Below are 20,289 nucleotides of genomic sequence, written 5' to 3'. Positions count from 1 at the left end.
TCGCCGCTCATCTTGAGCTTGACCACCTGCGCCGTCCCGGTCTTGCCGCCCATGTCGGCGTCCTTGCGGCCCACCACGCGGGCCGTGCCGCCATTGGCGGTCTTGCGCATGGACTCCACGATGAAGCGCAGGGTCTCCAGCCTGCCGGGGATGCGTCCGCGCACCTCGCGCGGCGCGTCGTTGAGCAGCTGGGGCTTGAGCAGGTTGCCGCCGTTGAGCAGCGCCGAGACGTACACGGCCATCTGCACCGGCGTCACCAGCGTGTACCCCTGTCCGATGGAGACGTTGTACGTCTCGCCGCGGACCCAGGGAGCCTTGAAGCGTCGGCGTTTCCACTCGCGGGAGGGCACGAGGCCGGAACGCTCGTGCGGCAGGTCGATCCCCGTGGGCGAGCCGAAACCGCTGGCCTTGGCGAAAGCTTCCAGCTTGTCTATGCCCAGCCGCTCGGCCATGATGTAGAAATAGACGTCGCAGGAGTTGATGAGGGCGGACTCCAGGTTCATGCTGCCGTGACCGCCGCGACGCCAGCAACGGAAGATCTGATTGCCCAGCTTGACCTGACCGGGACAGAAGACGGTCTCATAACGGCTGATGCCGTTTTCCAGAAAAAAGACGCCCATGAGCAGCTTCCAGACCGAGCCCGGCGGATAGACGCTCTGGATGACGCGATTTTGCAGCGGGAAGCGGTTGCTGGTGCGCAGAGCGTCCCAGTCGCGTTTGGAGATGCCCGCGGCAAAAAGATTGTTGTCATAGGCCGGTGAGGTCACCAGCGCCCGCAGCTTGCCCGTATCCGGCTCCATGACCACCACGCAGCCCGCTTCGCCGGACAGGGCGTTCCAGGCGGTCTCCTGCAGGTCCCGGTCGAGGGAGAGGCTGATCTCCTCGCCGCTGCGGGGCTCCTCGCGCAGGGTCTTGCCCAGCATACGCCCGTGTGCGTCCACCTCCACGCCGTACAGGCCCTTGCGGCCGCGCAGACGCTGCTCCAGCTTGTATTCCAGCCCCTGCTTGCCCACCAGATCGCCCATGGCCAGGTCAGGATCCTTTTCCATCTCTTTTTCATTGGCTTCGGCCACATAACCAAGCACATGGGCAAAAAGATCCTTCTCTGGATAGCTGCGCTTGCTGTGCACGGAGATCTCCAGTCCCGGCCAGTCGATGAGCTCGGCCTCGATGCGGGCCACCAGCTCGAAATCCATGTCCGTGACCATGAGCAACGGCTCGAAGGACTTCACCTTGAAACGGTCGACCTGATATTTCTCCCAGACCTGCTCCAGCGGGATGCCGGTCCACTGGCTGATCTGGGCCAGCGTCGCCGGGATGTCGTTGCAGTCCTCCCGGATGAGCGCCAGGCCGCAGGCCGTACGGTTGTCGGCCAACACCTTGCCGCTGTCGTCCAGGATGCGCCCGCGGGGGGCGAAGATGCGTTCCTCACGCAGACGGTTGGCCTGGGCCTGACGCGAGAACTCCTCCCCTCTGTGCATCTGGAGATACCAGAAGCGGGAAACGAAGACGAAAAAAAAGATGGCCACCAGCCCCTGCAACAGCAGGGCCCCGGTGCGGGGCGGCTGGTATCCTTCATTGTCCACCTGCTGCGGCCCGAACCAGCGGGGACGCCGGGACTTTTCCGGCTGCTGCAGCGAAGGACTGAGGGAGGGATCGGCGGGACGATTATGCTTCACGCGGCAATACCCAGCGGCGCAGACCGGCCAGCAGCCACCAGGCCACGGGCACATAGAGCGCCTGAATGAGACTCTTGTCCAAGGTCCCCTGCGCATCGAAACCGGGAACGTCCTGCAGGGGCGCCATCAGCCAGGCAATGCCGAAATAGGCGGCGCCGAACCATGTGGAGAGCAGGAGGACAAAGAAAAAATTGTTCACCTCGAACAGCCAGCGCCCCAGCTTGTAGAGCAGCACGAGAGCCGTATACCAGACCACGCTGCTGCCGAACAACCCGGTGCCCATGCCCTCCTGCAGGATGATGAACACCGGCAGGAGCCAGGCCAGGTTGCGGTAGTCCCGGTCTTCCAGCAGCAGGATGAGGCCCACGGCGAAGGCGTCCAGCCCCGGCACGACGGATTGCAGGGCGATGCCGGCCACGATGAAGACCGCCCACCAGCATACATGACGCAGCATGTTCATGGCAGCGGTTGGGCCGTGGCGGGCAACGGCGGCCCCACGAACTCCGGTGGCGGCCCGCTGGGCAGGTTGGGGCGGACGATGCCCGTGGATTCCAGCAGGAGCACTTCCTCAAGATTGCGCAGATCCACCAGCGGCTGCGCCTTGATGGTCAGGAACTGATTGTAGTTGGAAGGCTCGGCGCTGATGACGCGGGCCACGGGGATGCCCTTGGGATACTTGCCGTCCAGCCCGGAGGTGACCAGCACCTCGCCCGGACTGACCGGCGTGCCGAGCTGGGCGAAACGCACCTCGAGATGCTGGTGCACGCCCTGCCCGGACAGGATGCCGGAGACGCGGCCTTCCTGCGAAAACACGGCGATGCGGCTGCCGGGGTCGGTCAGCAGGAGCACCGTCGCTGAATGCGGACTGGCGCGCAGCACCCGGCCCACCAGACCGAGCTGGGTCACCACCGGCGTCCCCGGACGCCCTCCGGTGCTGTAGCCCCGGTTGATGGTGATGCTGTCCAGCAGGCCGTTGGGGCCCATGCGCCCGGCCAGCACCCGCGCGCCCACGGGCTTCCAAGCCTCGTCCACGGGCAGCTCCAGCAGCTTGCGCAGGCGGCGCAGCTCGGCCAGATCCTCGCCGGCGGCCATCATGCGGGCCTCCAGCTCCTCCAGACGGGCCTTGAGCCGCTGGTTCTCCTCGCGTACGCCGACCAGATCGAAATAGTGATCCCACGTCTCGCTGATGCCGCTCTCCACAGCATGGACGAAGGAAAGCACCGTGCCCGTGACTTCCAGCCCCAGCATCCCGGCAAAATCGTCCAGAGCGCGCGTGCGCTGATTCCAGGTGAACATGCCCAGAAACAGGATCAACAGCGTTCCCGCGATGAGAAGGAGTCGGCGAAAGGTCACAGGCTGTTCCGTTGTACGGCGGGCGGCGGACGTACCCCCTTCCTGCCGCGTCTCCCCCTTTTCGTGACGCAAGACCCTCCGGCGTATCCGTTACCGGTCGCACGGAGGGCACTGGCATCCGCAAAAAAGGATCAGCCGGGCAGGGCATCCCCACGCAGGACCACGGCTTGCCGCCTGTCCGCGCGTCGGGATATGCGTACGGGCAGTCGCCCTGTCTTGCCGGTTAGTCGATGCACACTTCCTTGAGCACGCTCAGGTTGTCCAGAGCCTTGCCGGTCCCCACCACCACAGTGGAGAGCGGGTCATCCACCACCGTGATGGGCAGGGAGGTCTCCTCGCGCAGGAGCTGGTCGAGCCCCTTGAGCAGCGCGCCGCCCCCGGTCAGCACGATGCCGCGGTCCACGATGTCGGCGGCCAGTTCCGGAGGCGTCTGTTCCAGCGCGATGCGCACCGCCTGCACGATGCTGTCCACCTGCTCGGAGATGGCCTTGCGCACTTCCTCGGACGTGATGATGATGTTCTGCGGGATGCCCGTCACCAGATCGCGCCCCTTGACCTCGAGCTGCTGTTCGGGATCCAGCGGGTAGGCGGAAGCGATCTTGATCTTGATCTCTTCGGCCGAGGATTCACCGATGAGCATGTTGTACTTGCGCTTGACGTGGGTCATGATGGCTTCATCCATCTTGTCTCCGCCCACGCGCACGGAGCGGGAATAGACGATGCCCGCCAGCGAGATGACCGCCACTTCCGTGGTGCCGCCGCCGATGTCCACCACCATGTTGGAGGTCGGCTCCTGGATGGGGAGATCCGCGCCGATGGCCGCGGCCATAGGCTCTTCGATGAGGTAGACTTCCCGCGCACCGGCGGACTGGGCGGATTCCTTCACCGCACGCTTCTCCACCTGGGTGATGCCGGTAGGCACGCAGATCATGATGCGCGGGCGCACAAGACGGCGGGAATTGTGGACCTTGGCGATGAAGTGGCGCAGCATGGCTTCCGTCACTTCAAAATCCGCGATGACGCCATCCTTCATGGGACGGATGGCCTCGATATTGCCGGGGGTGCGGCCCAGCATACGCTTGGCGTCCTGCCCCACGGCGAGCACGACCTTGTTGCCGCGCGAATCGTTTTTTACAGCCACCACCGACGGCTCGCGCAGCACGATGCCCTGTCCCTTCACATAGACACAGGTATTGGCCGTACCGAGGTCAATGGCCAGGTCATTGGAGAAAATCCCCAGAGCGAAATCCAGAATCTTGGACATGGATGAAGCTTGCCTCGCTTTGCAGGTATGCGTATGGTTTCGGCTGCCTGAAAAACGGCAACAGGCCGTATGGGACAAGAAGGGGAAACAGCAGTCGCCCGCGCCATACGCGGAGGTTCAGCCGCTTTTGTTCGACTAAATCCGGTCGCAAGTCAAGCTTTGGAAAGGTCGGTACAAAAATTTTCCCTACCTTCCGCATACCTGCGAAACCCGCCAAAAAGGCGAAATACATGCTTCTCTGGCATACTTTGGCAACATGGTTCCGCCGCCGCTACGGCAGCCGGGTGCAAAAAATTCCACTGGACGCTCGCGCCTCCTGTCCCAACCGGGACGGCACGCTCTCCCGCGCGGGCTGCACCTTCTGCAATGCGGTCGGTTCAGGTTCAGGTCTCGGCGCTCTCCCCCTGGCCGAACAGTGGGCGCGCTGGCAGGCCAAATATGTCGCCACGGACAGCGACCGGCTGTTCATGGCCTACTTGCAGGCCTATTCCAATACTTACGGCCCGGCGTCCCGTTTGCGCCGTCTGCTCGACGAGGTGGCACGCCTGCCGGGGTGCATGGGCATAGCCGTAGGCACGCGGGCCGATTGTCTGGATGCGGAAAAACTGGCCCTGCTGGCCGGTTGCGGGCTGCCGGAGATCTGGCTGGAGATCGGCCTGCAAAGCGCCTCGGACGCCACGCTGGCCCGCCTCAACCGCGGGCATGACGCCGCATGTGTGGCAACGGCCGTCAGGCAGGCGGCAGCGGCCGGGCTCCAGGTCTGCCTGCATCTCATGGCCGGCCTGCCGGGAGAGGACGAACAGGATTTCCTCACTTCGCTGGACTGGGCGCTGGCCCTGCCCATAGCGGGCCTCAAACTGCATAATGTCTATGTGCCGCACGGCACGGCGCTGGCCGCCCAGTACGCCGCCGGGGACTATCGCCCGCTGGCCCGGGATGAATATGTGGATATGGTCTGCGCCGCCCTGCCCCGCATCCCCTCGCGCATCGTCCTGCACCGCCTCCAGGCCGACCCGGCTCCGGGCGAACTGCTGGCCCCGGCCTGGGCCGCCGAGAAACGGGGCATCATCACCGATATCCGGCGGGCACTGGCCGCCCGCGGCCTCTGGCAGGGCTGCCGGGCCGACGTGCCCGACGCCCGCCCCGCATGGTACGGGGGCTGAGGCCCCGGCTGGCGGACCGAGCAGGAGCTGTTGAGACTATGCGTTGTTTTTTGGGGAGAGGCAGGGGCCCGAAACAAGCCCGCCCCCGGAGATGGGGGCGGAACGCGTATGGTCACTACACCTTATCCAGAGCAATAGGTTCTAAAATTCGTGCCGACAGGCCTTAATCTTCCTGCTCGCCCGAGGCCGCGTCGAAAAAGTCCGCGATCATCTCCGTCACGATATCCAGATAGCGGGGCAGATCGCGCTCGAAGGTCTCCGGCGAGACCAGCGCTTCCACCGAAAAACGCAGGGCAAAACCTTCTTCATCGTCGAACACGATGACCTTGCCGACCTTGTAGGCCTGAGAGATGGCGGCGGCCAGCGCATAGCAGGCGTCGTGCAGCTCCTCGTCGATATCCTCGAAGCCCGCGCCCAGAGAGATGTAGTCCGGGTCGTCGTCATCGTGCAGCAGGGTCATGGAGATGTCTTCGTGAGTGAAGTGGATGTCCCCGTCCTTGTCGGCTTCGCCCTGGATATTGTGCCGCTGCATGATGTCCAGCAATTCCTGCGTATTCATGGAGGCTCCTTGTTTGTCTGTGCCGATCGCGGATCAGCGTTTGGGATTGATGATGGCGCCGCGCTCTTCCAGTTCCAGTTTCTGGTTGATGAGGCGGCAGACCTTGTGAAAACGGGCATTGACGGCTTGAAAGGTCTTGAGACGCGCGGCAAAGGCCGGTCCGGCGGCGGCCATGCGCTCCTCGAAGCGCCGCAGCGCCCAGTCATAGAGGGCGCTGTCCAGCGCATTGCACTGGGCGGCAAGCTCCCTGTCCTCCGCGCTGATGGGAGCAAAGCCCGAAGGATTGAGCATGTTCTGCTTCTCGTAGAAGATCTCCTCCAGACCGATGCGGTCGGCCAGCATGAGCAGGGAGGCGTCAAAATGATCCTGCACCCCGAAAAAGAACAGATGCTCCAGATTGTGCCGGGCCATATCCAGAAGCTCGTCCCCCGGCATGTCCTCACGGAAGCAATGGGCCAGGGTATGCGTCATGAAGTTGCGTCCACGATAGCGCAAGCCCTTTTCCCGGCTGGTGAGGTAGTCTCGAAAGCTGATCTGCTCGTCGTTGAGGCGGGCATACAAATGATTGGACGGCCAGCTCTTCTGGAAGCGGTACTCGGAGATGATGCGCGCCACCGGTTCGCGCAGCAGGGTGAAGATGCGTACCTCCCGGTCATAGAAGCGCGGCGGCTCCACGGACTGGGGCATGAGGTGGCCGATGACGAGCCGGATGCCGTCCAGCTGCGCGGGTTCAAGCTCCCGGCAACGTTCGTAGTCCTCGCGCTGGTAGATGCTCAGGATCTCCTCCGGCGCGAAATTGGCCTTGAGCACGGTATTGAGCGTCGTGCCGCCCGTACGCGGCATGTGCAGAAAAAACAGCATGGGCGGCATGACTCCTCCTTGCGGACCGTATCTCCGATCCCGGCGGACCATGTTACATGGGTCACCCGCGGCAGGCAAGGGCGGCGCTTGCGTGTCGGCGGGCAGTCTGGCATACTGCCGCGGCAAACGGCGCGAGGATGGGTTCCGGAGGACGGCCCCCGGCGGCAGCGCCTTTTTCCACGTCCGGCAAGGAGCGGCAATGCGGGCGGAACTTCTGCTTTTCGACATCGGCAACACGTCCACCAAGATAGGTCTGGCCGATGCGGAACGTGTGCTGACGACCTATTCTCTGCGCACCGATGCCGAACAGACCGCCGACAGCCTGGGCCTGAGCCTGCTGGCCCTCTGCGGCCATGCCGGTCTGGACATGGCCAGCGTGCGCGCCTGCATGGTGTCCTCCGTGGTGCCGGACTTCACCCCCATCCTGCGCGAGGCCCTGACCCGCTATGTCCGGCGGCCCGTCTTTTTCGTGCCCGCCGATGTGCCCCTGCCGCTGGAGAACCGCTACGCGCGTCCGGAGCAGGTCGGGGCGGACAGACTGGTGGGCGCGTATGCGGCCCGTCGTCTCTATCCCGGACCGGAGTCGCTCATGGTCGTGGATTTCGGGACCGCCGTCACCTTCGACTGTATCGCCCGGGATGTCTACGAAGGCGGCCTCATCTTTCCCGGCCCCAAGACGGCGCTGGCCGCGCTGGCGCGTCATGCCGCCCAGCTCACGCGCGTGGACCTCGAAGTGGACGCTCTGGTGCCCGCCGTGGGACGGGATACGGTCACCAGTATCCAGCACGGCCTGGTCTTCGGTTTCGTGGGCATGGTGGAAGGTCTTGTGGCCCGCCTGCGTCCCCAGCTCCCGGGTACGACGCGCATCCTGGCCACGGGCGGCTTTGCCCAGTCCATCGCCCGTCTGAGCCCGGTTTTTGACGAGGTGCTGCCCTCCCTGCTGCTGGAAGGGTTGCGCCGTCTATTTTATGAATGCCGTCCCGCGTAGGACGTTTTGCCCTTGAAAAGGGCATGACGCGAGGCAACGGCACAGCGCCGCCCGGCCAGCAATGAGCGGAACACCGCGTTTTTTTCCGCGAAACGGCAGGCCATATGGTTTGGAATGCGAAGTGTTCCAGACTGAAAATGCTCCAGGGAGCGCCGTTTTTTGCCGCACGCAGCGCATGGGCGCGCGACGGCTTTTTGCCATACCCGCCCTCCTCCGGGAGAGCCCAACACTAGGAGCAGCCATGAGCAGCATCGCCTCTGTCTACGGTCGCGAGATCCTCGATTCGCGCGGCAATCCCACTGTGGAAGTTGAAGTCACACTCGAATCCGGCCACAGCGCCCGGGCGGCCGTGCCTTCCGGCGCTTCCACCGGCAGCCGCGAAGCCCTCGAAATGCGCGACGGCGACAAGGAACGCTTTGGCGGCAAGGGCGTCACCAAGGCCGTGGAGAACGTCAACGGCGAGATCGCTGATGCCCTGCTCGGCCTTGACGTGCTGCATCAGGTGCAGATCGACAACACCCTCATCGATCTGGACGGCACGGACAACAAGAGCCGCCTCGGCGCCAACGCCATGCTCGGCGTGTCCATGGCCTGCGCCCGCGTGGCTGCCGAATACCTCGGTCTGCCCCTCTACAAATATCTGGGCGGCGTCAACGCCAAGGTGCTGCCCGCGCCCATGATGAACGTCATCAACGGCGGCGCGCACGCTTCCAACAATCTGGACATCCAGGAATTCATGATCATGCCCCTGCGTGCCCAGAGCTTCCGGGACGCCCTGCGCATGGGTGCGGAGATCTTCCATGTGCTCAAGAAGATCCTGGAAAAGGACGGACACTCCACCGGCGTGGGCGATGAAGGCGGTTTTGCCCCCAACTTCAAGAACCATGACGAAGCCTTCTCCTACCTCATCAAGGCCATCGAGGAAGCGGGCTACAATCCCGGCAGCGAAGTGGCCCTGGCCATCGACGCGGCCGCGTCCGAATTCTACAAGGACGGCAAATACGTCCTCAAGGGCGAGAACCTGAGCCTCAACAATGCCGAAATGGCCCAGTGGCTGGAAGAGTTCACCCGCAAGTACCCGCTCATCTCCATCGAAGACGGCATGGCCGAAGGCGACTGGGACGGCTGGACCATGCTCACCGGCAGCCTCGGTGACCGCATCCAGCTGGTGGGCGACGACGTTTTCGTGACCAATCCGGCCATCCTGGCCGAGGGCATCGCTGAGGGCGTGGCCAACTCCATCCTCATCAAGCTCAATCAAATCGGCACGGTCACTGAAACGCTGGATACCATCGAAATGGCCAAGGAAGCCGCGTACACCACGGTCATCTCCCACCGTTCCGGCGAGACCGAGGACAGCTTCATCGCTGACCTCGCCGTGGGCGTCAATGCCGGTCAGATCAAGACCGGTTCGCTCTGCCGCTCCGAACGCATGGCCAAATACAACCAGCTGCTCCGCATCGAAGAGGAACTGGGCGACGGCGCGGAATTCTTCGGCCCCATGCTGGCCGAATACTACGCCATCGAGCAGGGCTAGAACGTTTTGCCCTTGCAAAAGGCATGACGCGAGGCGGCGTCATAACGCCGCCCGGCCTCAACCAAGCGGAAGAAGCGCATTTTTTTCCGCGAAGCGACAGGCCGTAAGTTTGAAACGCAAAACGTTTCAAACTGAGAACGCTCCAGACGATCACAACGGGTGGGGGCGCGTGGACGGATCCCGCGCGCCCTCCCCCGTACGACGATTTTTCTCCGCACGCGCGCGTCCAGAGCGCGAGGAATCTTCACAGGGGACACGGTCAACCGTCCCCGACGGGGAAGGCGATGGAGGTTGTCCCATACGGGCTAGCGCCAGGCCTTTCCTCTTTCGTTACCGTTCGTGCCGGGCTTTCTCCGCACCGTGTTTCCGATCAGCTTCCCCGGCCGCCAGCGAAGCTTTTCCCTCCGTCCAAAGGAGCCGCCATGGGTGCCCCCCTCATCGCCTACGGCCTGCTGGCCGTGGCCATCACCGCCGAGACTTTCGCCACCTCCTGCCTCAACGCCTCCCAGCAGCTCAGTCGCCTTTGGCCGACGCTGGGCAGCATCGCGGGCTACTGTGTCTCCTTCACCTGCCTCGCCCAGGTGCTCCGCTATCTGCCGGTGGGCATCGCTTACGCCATCTGGTGCGCGCTGGGCATCATCCTCGTGACGCTCATGGGCTATCTCTGGTTCGGACAGAAAATGGATGTCCCCGCCCTTGTCGGCATGGGACTGATCATCGCCGGTGTGCTGGTCATCCAGTTGTTTTCCCACACGGCGCACCACGCCTGACTACGACGTTTTTTCTCTTCGTTTTTGCGACACGCGTCCCGCTCGCTCGGACGGAAAGACAACATGCCCGTGGACTAGATGTAGAGAGTCAACATGTTGTTCACACTCTGCCCAGGCATGAAGCTGGAGGTTTTCTCCCAAGAGCCGAGTGGAGACGCACGAAGTTATAGTGATACGTCCAGACAAGTAGGCTGTCCTTTTCCGTGAGTGGGAGTAGTTTGCGCGTACGCCCACTCTTTCAATGCCGTCTGGCTAAATCGTTCTACCTTGACATTGGTTTGTGGTCGGTACGGGCGGGTCCTCTTATGCTGGATACCGAACTCGCGACATGCTTCACGAAATTTGCGGGATGCGTAGCAGGTCCCATTATCCAAAGGACTCGCTCGATCTTCATTCCGCGCGCCGTATACTAGGCAAGAGCTAACCAGAGGGGTTCCACGGCCGATAACACCGTCTCGTCCGGGAGGATCGCCGTATGAGCCACGCGCAAAACGTCATCACCCCCAATTGTAATATACCCAGCTTGGACGTCTACGGCAGACTTGCCGGGCCCCCCGCTTTCCAGTGGCAACACCGTTTCCTTGTAAATTTCACAAGCTAAAAAAATACTGCTATTTATATTTAAACACAAAACAATATGCAAAAAGCGACAGAATGACAATATCTTTACTGATATTGAGCAAAAAATCGACTCTCTCATAGCTTAATACAGCACTAGTTTCTCAATAATTATTCTTGATTGGCCTATTGAACGGCCGATTTCTCATGTGCAACAAGATTTCAAAACCATCATCGATGACCAGAAAAAAATTCTTCAACTACAAGCTGATAGACAAGCATCTCTGAACTGCAAACTATTTTTATCATGCGAATCGCTCTGGGGAACCTAGATTCAGTGAGCAGACGAATAGACTGCTCCGTCAACTTCCCCCCGCCTGAAACTTCTGGAGCTGCGGGAGCAAGAGATAGCGCGGGCGAGGCCCTCATAAGCCACCGCCCGCGCAAAAAGTTCAGTAACAAGACAACTATGAAAAATAAGGGAATACCTGATATTCTTTGTGCCAACTTTCGTTTGACAATCTGTACCCCAAAGGCCCCTTCCCCCTCACGAAACCCTTTATCTTTCAAAATAGGTATAGCCGCGCAGGCCGTCCTCGAAGCATTGGAGGATGGCGTAGCGGTCGCTGGGGGAGATGCGCTTTTCGCGCACGGCGCGTTCGGCCGTGCTGCGCAGCTCATCGAGGATGCGGCGGGGATCGTATTCCACGTAGCTCAGGATATCGGCCACGGAGTCGCCGCGGATCTCGCGGACGTATTCGTAGCTGCCGTCGTCGGCGCAGCGGATGGAGACGACGTTGGTATCGCCCATGAGGTTATGCAGGTCGCCCAGCGTTTCCTGATAGGCCCCCACGAGGAAAGCGCCGAGGTAGTATTCCTCGCCGTCGCGCAAGGGGTGCAGATCGAGGGTATGTTTGAGGCCCTGCGGATCGATGAAGTGATCGATGCGGCCGTCGGAGTCGCAGGTGATGTCCGAGATGATGCCCTGACGCGAGGGGAACTCGTTCAGCCGGTGGATGGGCATGATGGGGAAGAGCTGATCTATGGCCCAGGAGTCCGGCAGGGACTGGAACACGCTGAAATTGCCGTAATAGATGTCCGCCAGACTGGCGTCGATGTCCTGCAGATCGCGGGGCACGGTCTTGAGGCGGCGCTTTTCCTCAGCGATGCGCAGCATGATGGCCCAGAAGAAGCGCTCGGAGAGCGTGCGCTGCCGCAGGTTCACCCGTCCGGCGGAAAAGAGCTGCCGCATCTCGTCCCGGTAATAAATGGCGTCGTTGTAGCATTCCTGAAGGTTGCGCAGGGTGATGCCGGAAAGCACCTCGCGCAGGTTGCGTACCGGTTCGGGCGTTTCTTCGCCCAGCGTCTCGGGCAGCTGCACCTCTTCCACGGCGCTCACGTCCAGGATATTGAAGAGCAGGACGGAATAGTAGGCCACGGTAGCGCGTCCGGACTCCGTGATGATGTGCGGATGCGGGATATCCTGCTCATCCAGGATGCTCATGATGGCTTCCACGACGTCGGTGCTGTATTCGTCCAGCGTATAGTTGCGGGAAGAGATGTAGTTGGTGTGCGAGCCGTCATAGTCCACGGCCAGACCGCCGCCCAGATCGAGGTAGCCCATGGGCGCGCCTTCCTGCACAAGGCCCACATAGAGCCGGGCCCCTTCCATGACGCCGCGCCGGATATCGCGGATGTTGGAGAGCTGCGAGCCGAGGTGGTAATGCAGCAGCCGGAAGCAGTCGAGCATACCCTGCGCCTTGAGCTTGTCCACGATATCCACGATCTGCGAAGCGCCGAGACCGAAGGTCGAACGTTCGCCGCCGGAATCGGTCCAGTGGCCTCCGGCCTTGACGGCCAGCTTGGCCCGCACGCCGATATTGGGCCGGACGCCCAGCGCCTTGCTGCGTTCCAGCAGCAGGTCCAGCTCACCGGGCATCTCCATGACGAAATGGACGTTGAAGCCCAGCCGCTGAGCCTGCAGGCCGAGGTCGAAAAACTCTTCATCCTTGTAGCCGTTGCAGATCAGGCAGGCTTCCGTGTCGCGCATGAGGGACACGGCGGCGATGAGCTCGGCCTTGGAACCCACTTCCAGACCGTGGTGATAGTTGGCTCCGAACTGGGCGATCTTTTCCACCACCTGCTGCTGCTGATTGACCTTGATGGGGAAGACGCCGCGGTACTGCCCCTTGTAGCCCAGGTTCTTGATGGCCTTGCGGAACGAATCGTGGATATTGCTGATGCGCGCATCCAGGATATTTTCCACGCGCAGGAGGACGGGCATGTCATAACCGCGCTCGTGCAAACCGGCGATGATCTCCGTGATGGGGATCTGCGGCCCCTTGGGTCCCTGTGGGCAGATGACCACATCCCCGTTGTCGGCCACGTTGAAATAACCGGCCCCCCAGTTGCGGATGCCGTAAAGTTCGATGGAATCTTCCACACGCCACTGCTGCAAGGCACGGTTTTTCGCCACTCTGCTTCCTCCGTGAGGCTGGATGTTCGACATGGGCCGCGGCAAACAAGACGCGCCCTGCCATCCGCTCCAACGGGGATGCGCAAGGCGCGCGCCAAGTGGGCGCATTGTACGTTGAAGCGTTGCAAAGTCAATGCCGCCGCCGGCCCCGTCCGGCGGGCCCGGAGCGCCTCTCTTTACCTTCATGACCCGTCAGGTTATGTCTTACGACGGAAAACAGAGTGAACCCGGCCCAAGGAGCTTTCATGTCCAATCCCCTCCGCCAGAAAAAAACGCCCGGCAAGGAGGAAAGCACGCGCCCCGGCATCCCGCTGACGCTGCCTTCCATGCTGGCCGTGCTTTTTCTGGCGCTGGTCGCCATATCTTCTTCCTATCTGGTCGGCGTCATGTTCGGTCGCAGCCAGTGGGAGAGCAGCACGCCCATGAGCACCGACAGCAGCGACGCCCCCCAAAACGTGCGCCCCGATGACGAGAGCGGCACGGAAAGCGCCGATGCCGGGACGCAGGCCCCTGACGAGGGGACCGCGTTAACGGACGGCGAGCCGGAAGGTATCCTCTCCGCCGAGGAGCTGCGCTTTTCCCGGGTACTGCGTGCCGCGCCCGGCGAGTCGGTGGAGCTGGCCAGTCCGCCGCTGCCGCCCGCCGTACCGGCGCAACCCGCTACGGGGCAGGCGGCGGCTCCCGGCGCGCCCCAGACGCCGCCCATGCCGCCGGGTATGCAGGCCGCCGTGCCCGAAGGGCAGCAGGCCCCGCCGCCCACGCCCGCCACCATGCATGACTATGTTTTTCAGGTGGGGGCCTTCCGGGACGAGGCTTCGGTGGACGACCTGCGCCAGCGGCTGGAAGGCAGAGGGCTGCGCACCCGTATGGAGCGCAGCGGCAAACTGTATCTTGTTCTGGTCCTGCTGCGCGGCACGGATGAACGCGCGGCGGAGATCCCGCGCATCATGGAAGAATTGCGCCTCGGCAAACCCATGCTGCGGAGCCGAAAACCGGTCCTGCGCTGATCGTTGCCGTCCCCGCGTGAAGGAACTCTTCCGTTGACCCTCTTTTTTCAGGAGAAAACATGACCCTGCAAAACAAGAATATGGTCTGTGCCCTGCGACTCGGCGTCATCGGGCACATCGCCCGGGCATTCTGGGAAGATCGTCTGGTCGAGAGCATCGACAACATCCCCTACGTCATGAGGCCGCGCAACGGCAATGAGCAGACCCGCTGCTGCATCTACAAAGACAGGGCCATCCTGCGTGAACGCATCATCGCGGCGCTGGGCTTTCGTCTGGAAGATCAGACGGACGACAGCGTGCCCCTGCGCGACCTTGCCGAGCAGGCCCTTGCCGACCAGACGCCCAACTGGCCCATCCTGACCGTCTGCGACATCGCCTGCCACGGCTGCATGAAGGCCCGTTATTTCGTCAGCGACGCCTGTCAGGGCTGCGTGGCGCGCTCCTGCGCCGGGAGCTGTCGTTTCGGGGCCATCTCCTTCGCGCAGGGACGTTCCTATATCGACGCCAACAAGTGCCGCAACTGCGGACAATGCCATGAGCATTGCCCTTATCAGGCCATCGTGCGCCTGAACGTCCCCTGCGAGGCCGCCTGTCCGGTACAGGCCATCCACAAGGGCCCCGAAGGCCGCGCGGAGATCGACTTCGACAAATGCACGAGCTGCGGTCGCTGTATGCGGGCCTGCCCCTTCGGCGCGGTCATGGAGCGCAGCGAAGTGCTGGAAGTGCTGCTGGCCCTGCGGAGTGAGGCCCATGTGACGGCGCTGGTGGCCCCGGCCATGGTCGGCCAGTTCAAGGGCGGGCTACCGCGCATCATCACCGCGCTCAAGGAATTGGGCTTTGACGAAGTCATGGAAGTGGCTTCGGGCGCGGATGTCACCAGCCAGCGGGAAGCTGAGGAATTCGTGGAGCGCATGGCGCGCGGCGACAAGTTCATGACCACGTCCTGCTGCCCGGCCTATGTGGAGGCTGTCCGCCGTCACGCGCCCAACCTGCTCCCCTTCGTGTCCGAGACGCGCACGCCCATGCACTATACGGCGGAGCTCTCGCGTCAGGCGCACCCCGACACCATCAACGTCTTCCTCGGCCCGTGCGTCGCCAAACGGACGGAGGGCCTCAACGATCCTCTGGTGGACTTCGTGCTGACCTTCGAGGAAGTGGGCGCGCTGCTGGACGCCAAGGGCATCGTGGTGGAAGAATGCGCCGAGGCCGAACTGGGCAATGCCAGCGGGGCCGGACGCGGCTACGCCATCTCCGGCGGCGTGGCGGCGGCGGTCAAGAAGGTGGTGAGCGAACGGGAAGACGTGCGCCCCATCTTCATCAACGGCCTTTCCCTGCAGGCCCTGCGCAAGATGCAGTCCTACATCGACGGCAGTTGCCCCGGCAACCTCATCGAGGTCATGACCTGCGTGGGCGGCTGCGTGGGCGGTGCGGGAGTCCTGGCCGAAGCGGACAAGGCTGCCCGTCTGGTGGACCGCTTTGCCCAGTCCTCGCCGGACAGCGCTCCGCGCGGCTGATATCCCGCCGGGAGGTCGTCCTTGCCGGGCGGCCTCCCGCTTTCCGCTTCCCTGTCAGCCTCCCCCCGCGTCATGGACCGCCGCCAGATCCTCGAACTGCTTTTCCGTATGCCCTGGCCCGAACTGCGGGCGGCGGCGCAACAGCAACGCCGTGCCGCCGTGGGACGGCACGTCTTTGTGCGCGGCCTGCTGGAATTCTCCAATCTCTGCCGCCGCAACTGCCGCTACTGCGGCCTGCAACGCGCCAATCGTCACCTCCGGCGCTACTGCCTGACAGAGGGACAGATCCTAACCGCGTCCCGGCAGGCGGCCGCCGCCGGAGTGGATACCATCGTCCTGCAATCCGGCGAATGGGAACGCCCGCCGCACTGGCTGGCCGGTATCGTCCGGCGGATCAAGGCCGAACTGGGGCTTGCCGTGACGCTCAGTGTGGGCGAAGTGCCGCGCGAGCATTATGCCTGCTGGCGGGAGGCCGGTGCGGACCGTTTCCTGCTGCGGCATGAAACGGCGGATGCGGCCCTCTATGCCCGCCTGCATCCCGGACATCGGCTGACGGAGCGTCTGCGGGCGCTGGAATGGCTGGCGGAACTGGGCTACGAGGTCGGATCGGGCTTTCTGGTGGGCGTGCCGGGGCAGCGTCCCACCTCGCTGGCTGACGACATCCTGCTGGTGCGGCGGCTGGGGGTAGCCATGTGCGGCGTAGGCCCCTTCATCCCGCAGGCGGACACGCCCCTTTCGCAGGCTCCTCGCGGCGACGTGCCGCTGACCCTGCGGGTACTGGCCGTCCTGCGGCTGGCGCTGCCCACGGCGCACCTGCCCGCCACCACGGCGCTGGCGAGCCTTTCTCCCGCGGACGGACAACGACAGGGGCTGCTGGCCGGGGCCAATGTGCTCATGCCCTCCTTCACGCCGCCCGCCTGCCGTTCGGCCTATCGCATTTACGACAACAAGGCGCAGGTGAGCCTGGAGGCCGCCCGCCACGCCATAACCGCCGCGGGGCTGCGGCACAGCCTGCCCGCCGCCCCTCCGGCAGGAGATCCCGCCCATGTCTGATGCCCGTCGCCCCCAACGGCTGCACATCGGCCTCTTCGGCCGCCGCAATGCCGGGAAATCCAGTCTGTGCAACGCCCTTTGCGGACAGGATGCGGCCCTGGTCTCCCCGGTGCCCGGCACGACCACGGACCCGGTGGAAAAAGTGATGGAGCTGGCCCCGCTGGGGCCAGTGGTCCTGCTGGACACCCCGGGACTCGACGATGTGGGGGAACTGGGAGCGCGGCGCGTGGCCCGCAGCCTGCGTACGCTTGAGGAAGTGGACGTGGCCCTCATCGTACTGGAAAACCAGCTCTGGGGAGCGCCGGAACGTGAGCTGGCCGCCCTGCTGAAGGAAGCGGAGGTGCCGTTCGGCATCGTCTGCAACTGCCGGGATGCGGCAGCGGAACAGGCCGCCCGGCAGCTGGGGCCGGAGGCCTTCGCCATGCCCGCGTCCGTCCCGCTGACGGTCTGTCGGCTGGACGGAGCGGTTACGCCCGCCGACGCGCTCGACGGCGTGCGGGAACTGCTGGTGCGCCTGCGGCCGCAGGAGGAAGAACCTCCCCTGCTGCGCGATCTGCTGCCGCCGCAGGGACGACTGATCCTCGTCTGTCCGCAAGACGGCAGCGCGCCCAAGGGACGCCTCATCATGCCGCAGGTGCAGGCCATCCGCGATGCGCTGGACGGGGACGCGCTCTGTCTGGTGGTCACGGACAAGGCCCTCGGCACGGCGCTGGACAGCCTGCGCGAACCGCCGCAGCTCATCGTCTGCGATTCGCAAGTCATTGCCGCCGTTGCCGCCGCAGTGCCGCAGGACGTGCCGCTCACCACCTTTTCCGTGCTCATGGCCCGCCTCAAGGGCGATCTGCCCTTGCTGGCGCGCGGCGCGGCGGCGCTCCACAGTTTGTGTCCAGGCGACACGGTCCTCATCCAGGAAGCCTGCTCGCATCATCCGCAGGCTGACGACATCGGCCGGGTCAAGATCCCGCGCCTGCTGGCCCGTCTGGCGGGCGGCGAACTGGGCTGCCGCCTGCTGGCCGGGCGCCATTGGCAGGATTATGCCGCCGCCCCCCGGCCTCGCGCCGTGGTGCACTGCGGCGGCTGCACCCTCAGCCGTCGCCAGATGACTCGCCGTCTGGTCACGGCCCAGCGCGCCCATCTACCCATGACCAATTACGGCATGGCCATTTCCCTGGCGCAGGGCGTGCTGGAACGGGTGTTGTCCCCGTTTCCGGAAGCTCTCGCCGCGTACAAGGAAACATGCCTTGACCAGAACGTCCGGGAAAGTCATGATTGACGCAATATACGAGGGCGGCCCTGCCGCCCCTTGAGGGAGGCCTGTATGGATATCCTGTTTGTCCTGTTGATCTGCGGCCTGCTGGGCTTTGGCCTGTCGCGCCTCATCGGCAACGGCGCGGCGGGCAACGGCTGCGGCTGACGCCCCAACCTGCGCGCCCTCGGTCTGAGGGACCCGCTGGACGGTAACGACGATACCCCGCGCAAGGACGGCTTCTTTCACGACGGCACGCCCGGAGCGAACGCATCGACAGGCAAGGCCTGCCATCAGGCCGGGGACCGTTCCTCTTGCGATGCGTCGTGCGACAGAGAGACGGCGGGAACTAGAGCGGATTCGCATTGAAATTGTGTCCAATCTCAATGCTGACGCTGCCCTCACACTACGGAAAAAGCGTGGTTTTTCCGTGTGTTCGGTTGCTGGTAGTCGCTCTCGCGACTACCAGAGCGATCCACATTTTCAATGTGGAATCGCTCTAAATGCGCATCAAAGCTGCCGGGCGAGCGTCATGCCCAGCAACAGCGCTCCGAGCCCCAGCACCACCTGCGCCCCGATGTTGAAGAACAGCAGCACAAGGCGCGTCTGCCCCAGTGCGAAAGAATCGAACATCAGGGACGAAAAGGTCGTGAATGAGCCCATGAAACCCACCAGCAGGATGATACGCACATGGTCGGGGATGAGCAGACGCACGGCCGCCAGATGCCAGATGAAGCCGAAGAGGAAGGAGCCCAGCACGTTGACCGTGAACGTCCCCAGCGGATACTGGCCGCCTGCCAGACGGTTGGCCAGTTCCGATGCGCCGTAACGGGCCAGCGTGCCCAGCGCGCCCGCCAGCGCCAGCAGGCCCATATGCCATAAGGTCGCCATACCGCCTCCCCTGTGGGCGCTGCCGGAACATCCTCGCCATCCCTTTCGACGGAAAAACGCCCCGGCGGCGTATTTAGAGCATTTTCAGTTTGAAACGCTTCGCGCTTCACGCCATACGGACTGTCGTTTGCGGAAAACGCTGCCTTTCCGCCTGGTTTTGGCCGGGCGAAGCAGTGCCGCCGCCTCGCGTCATGACTTTTGCAAAGGCAAGGCGCGCTATTTCGTTTCCATCTCACGGCCGCGCTGTTCGGCGGTCAAGACAGCATCCACCAGCAGACCGGAGAGCCCCGCCCGGTCCAGCACGTTGACGCCCGCGATGGTCAGTCCCGCAGGAGAGCAGACGTTGTCCCGCATCTCCATGAGGGGCGTCGTCTCCTGACGGGCCATGCAGGCACACCCTTCAAACAGTGCCGCCACCAGCTCGCGCGATTGCGCCCAGGAAAAGCCCTGCGTCACCCCCGCCTGCACCAGGCCCTGCATCATCTGGAAGACATAGGCCGGACCCGCGCCCACAAGGGCGGAAAAGGCCGTCATGCGACCTTCGGGCAATTCCACGCAAACGCCCAGATCCGCAAAAAGCCGCTGTACCCGCTCCCGGGCATCCGGCTTCAGGGACGGGTCGTCAAAGCAGAGCGCAAATACCCCCTTGCCCACCAGCGCGGGCGTATTGGGCATACAACGCACCACAGGGCAGCGCCCGCCGCAGGCCGTGCGCAGACGCTCCACGCTCACCCCAGCCGCCACGGAGACCAGGATCGTTTCGGGCCCGAGCGCCGGAGCCACACGCGCCAGCACGTCCTCCACCTGATAGGGCTTGACGGCAAGGACAAGGATATCCGCTTGCCGCGCGGCTTCTTCCGCCGTTTCGCACAGCTCGAGCCCCCGTGCCGCGAGGGCCGCTGCCCGCGCGGGCGTGCGCGTCATGGCGAGCACGCGATAGCCCCGCTGTCCGGCCACGGAAAGCCAGCCGCCCAGCATGGCCCCGCCCATATTGCCGCAACCGATGCAGGCGATGGTGCGCTTGTTCATGGTGGTTCCTCCTGATTTCTCCCCTGGCCGCCCCAAGAACGACGACCGGCACTCCCCTTCGCACGACGCGCATGGGAGCTTTTCTCCTCACCCCTGCTACGCTCTCGACGCCGGAAAGTCCAGAGCCTGCCCTGCCGTACGCACGTTGGACGGGCGTGGCGGCGGATGCGCATAAATCAAAACTGCTCGCAAGTGGGTGGTTTGTTCTAACCTATAAGGACCTGCTACTAAATGTGCCTATGCTAGGTGTTGTGTTCCAATAGGTGTTCACCCTTTCCTCATTCGGTAAGTTGGAAGTTACCAGACAAACCAACAAGCGAGCGAGGAAAAGGGTGAACAGC

At 63.6% G+C, this 20,289-nt stretch carries 18 protein-coding genes; 8 read left to right on the top strand and 10 right to left on the bottom strand.

What is annotated here, in order from left to right; all coding sequences use genetic code 11:
* The 4 genes from mrdA to Q0K00_RS07560 all read right to left on the bottom strand — a co-directional run.
* The coding region (gene mrdA / locus Q0K00_RS07575) for a penicillin-binding protein 2 (RefSeq protein ID WP_297228360.1) at positions 1 to 1,637 on the bottom strand (1,637 nt) is incomplete at its 3' end.
* A 31-nt stretch (positions 1,638 to 1,668) separates the two neighbouring features.
* A complete protein-coding gene (locus tag Q0K00_RS07570; protein ID WP_297228358.1) occupies positions 1,669 to 2,133 on the bottom strand; it encodes a hypothetical protein in 465 nt (154 codons plus the stop codon).
* A gap of 2 nt (positions 2,134 to 2,135) precedes the next feature.
* Positions 2,136 to 2,993, bottom strand: coding sequence for a rod shape-determining protein MreC (mreC, locus tag Q0K00_RS07565; RefSeq protein WP_297228357.1), 858 nt, complete (start codon positions 2,991 to 2,993; stop codon positions 2,136 to 2,138).
* A gap of 262 nt (positions 2,994 to 3,255) precedes the next feature.
* On the bottom strand, positions 3,256 to 4,296 hold the full coding sequence (locus tag Q0K00_RS07560; RefSeq protein ID WP_297228356.1) for a rod shape-determining protein: 1,041 nt from the start codon (positions 4,294 to 4,296) through the stop codon (positions 3,256 to 3,258).
* Between the two features lie 230 nt (positions 4,297 to 4,526).
* On the opposite strand from Q0K00_RS07560, the gene Q0K00_RS07555 reads away from it, so the two are divergent.
* Positions 4,527 to 5,459, top strand: a complete 933-nt coding sequence (locus Q0K00_RS07555; protein WP_297228355.1) for a TIGR01212 family radical SAM protein — start codon at positions 4,527 to 4,529, stop codon at positions 5,457 to 5,459.
* A 163-nt stretch (positions 5,460 to 5,622) separates the two neighbouring features.
* Here the strand turns inward: Q0K00_RS07555 and Q0K00_RS07550 are convergent, their stop codons facing one another.
* Together Q0K00_RS07550 and Q0K00_RS07545 are read right to left on the bottom strand one after the other, a co-directional pair.
* Positions 5,623 to 6,018: a hypothetical protein gene (locus Q0K00_RS07550; protein ID WP_297228354.1), complete on the bottom strand. Its 396-nt coding sequence runs from the start codon at positions 6,016 to 6,018 to the stop codon at positions 5,623 to 5,625.
* A 33-nt stretch (positions 6,019 to 6,051) separates the two neighbouring features.
* A complete protein-coding gene (locus Q0K00_RS07545; protein WP_297228353.1) occupies positions 6,052 to 6,888 on the bottom strand; it encodes a sulfotransferase family 2 domain-containing protein in 837 nt (278 codons plus the stop codon).
* Between the two features lie 190 nt (positions 6,889 to 7,078).
* Here Q0K00_RS07545 and Q0K00_RS07540 point away from each other — a divergent pair, with 190 nt between their 5' ends.
* The 3 genes from Q0K00_RS07540 to Q0K00_RS07530 all read left to right on the top strand — a co-directional run bounded on the left by Q0K00_RS07540 (position 7,079) and on the right by Q0K00_RS07530 (position 10,174).
* Positions 7,079 to 7,867: a type III pantothenate kinase gene (locus Q0K00_RS07540; protein WP_297228352.1), complete on the top strand. Its 789-nt coding sequence runs from the start codon at positions 7,079 to 7,081 to the stop codon at positions 7,865 to 7,867.
* A gap of 241 nt (positions 7,868 to 8,108) precedes the next feature.
* The gene (gene eno / locus Q0K00_RS07535) at positions 8,109 to 9,404 is read left to right on the top strand and encodes a phosphopyruvate hydratase (RefSeq protein WP_297228351.1); all 1,296 of its coding nucleotides are present in this window, start codon (positions 8,109 to 8,111) and stop codon (positions 9,402 to 9,404) included.
* A gap of 422 nt (positions 9,405 to 9,826) precedes the next feature.
* Positions 9,827 to 10,174: an SMR family transporter gene (locus Q0K00_RS07530; RefSeq protein ID WP_297228350.1), complete on the top strand. Its 348-nt coding sequence runs from the start codon at positions 9,827 to 9,829 to the stop codon at positions 10,172 to 10,174.
* Between the two features lie 164 nt (positions 10,175 to 10,338).
* Here Q0K00_RS07530 and Q0K00_RS11840 read toward each other — a convergent pair whose 3' ends face one another.
* Entirely contained in the window at positions 10,339 to 10,548 is a 210-nt protein-coding gene (locus tag Q0K00_RS11840; RefSeq protein WP_366937614.1) for an integrase core domain-containing protein, read from the bottom strand.
* 743 nt (positions 10,549 to 11,291) lie between these two features.
* Positions 11,292 to 13,208 (bottom strand): biosynthetic arginine decarboxylase, encoded by a 1,917-nt coding sequence (gene speA, locus Q0K00_RS07525; RefSeq protein WP_297228349.1) that lies wholly within the window; start codon positions 13,206 to 13,208, stop codon positions 11,292 to 11,294.
* 245 nt (positions 13,209 to 13,453) lie between these two features.
* On the opposite strand from speA, the gene Q0K00_RS07520 reads away from it, so the two are divergent.
* Genes Q0K00_RS07520 through hydF form a run of 4 tightly spaced genes read left to right on the top strand, consistent with a single transcriptional unit; the run spans position 13,454 to position 18,055 of the window.
* Positions 13,454 to 14,215: an SPOR domain-containing protein gene (locus tag Q0K00_RS07520; RefSeq protein WP_297228348.1), complete on the top strand. Its 762-nt coding sequence runs from the start codon at positions 13,454 to 13,456 to the stop codon at positions 14,213 to 14,215.
* A gap of 59 nt (positions 14,216 to 14,274) precedes the next feature.
* Complete coding sequence (locus Q0K00_RS07515) at positions 14,275 to 15,729, top strand: monomeric [FeFe] hydrogenase (protein WP_297228347.1); 1,455 nt, start codon at positions 14,275 to 14,277, stop codon at positions 15,727 to 15,729.
* A 21-nt stretch (positions 15,730 to 15,750) separates the two neighbouring features.
* Positions 15,751 to 16,782 carry a [FeFe] hydrogenase H-cluster radical SAM maturase HydE gene (gene hydE, locus Q0K00_RS07510; RefSeq protein WP_366937613.1) on the top strand — a complete coding sequence of 344 codons (1,032 nt, stop codon included), beginning with the start codon at positions 15,751 to 15,753 and terminating at the stop codon, positions 16,780 to 16,782.
* Positions 16,775 to 18,055 (top strand): [FeFe] hydrogenase H-cluster maturation GTPase HydF, encoded by a 1,281-nt coding sequence (gene hydF / locus Q0K00_RS07505; protein ID WP_297228346.1) that lies wholly within the window; start codon positions 16,775 to 16,777, stop codon positions 18,053 to 18,055. Before hydE ends, hydF begins: the two co-directional genes overlap by 8 nt.
* 483 nt (positions 18,056 to 18,538) lie before the next feature.
* On the opposite strand, the gene Q0K00_RS07500 is transcribed toward hydF, so the two are convergent.
* Positions 18,539 to 18,919, bottom strand: a complete 381-nt coding sequence (locus tag Q0K00_RS07500; RefSeq protein ID WP_297228345.1) for a CrcB family protein — start codon at positions 18,917 to 18,919, stop codon at positions 18,539 to 18,541.
* A gap of 216 nt (positions 18,920 to 19,135) precedes the next feature.
* The gene (gene proC / locus Q0K00_RS07495) at positions 19,136 to 19,948 is read right to left on the bottom strand and encodes a pyrroline-5-carboxylate reductase (protein WP_297228344.1); all 813 of its coding nucleotides are present in this window, start codon (positions 19,946 to 19,948) and stop codon (positions 19,136 to 19,138) included.
* Positions 19,949 to 20,289: the final 341 nt, after the last annotated feature.

Origin of the sequence: uncultured Desulfovibrio sp., from assembly GCF_944327235.1 — a bacterium.
GTDB lineage: Bacteria > Desulfobacterota > Desulfovibrionia > Desulfovibrionales > Desulfovibrionaceae > Desulfovibrio.
Note: the sequence above shows the minus strand (reverse complement) of the source record. Positions and strands in the feature narration are given on the sequence as shown.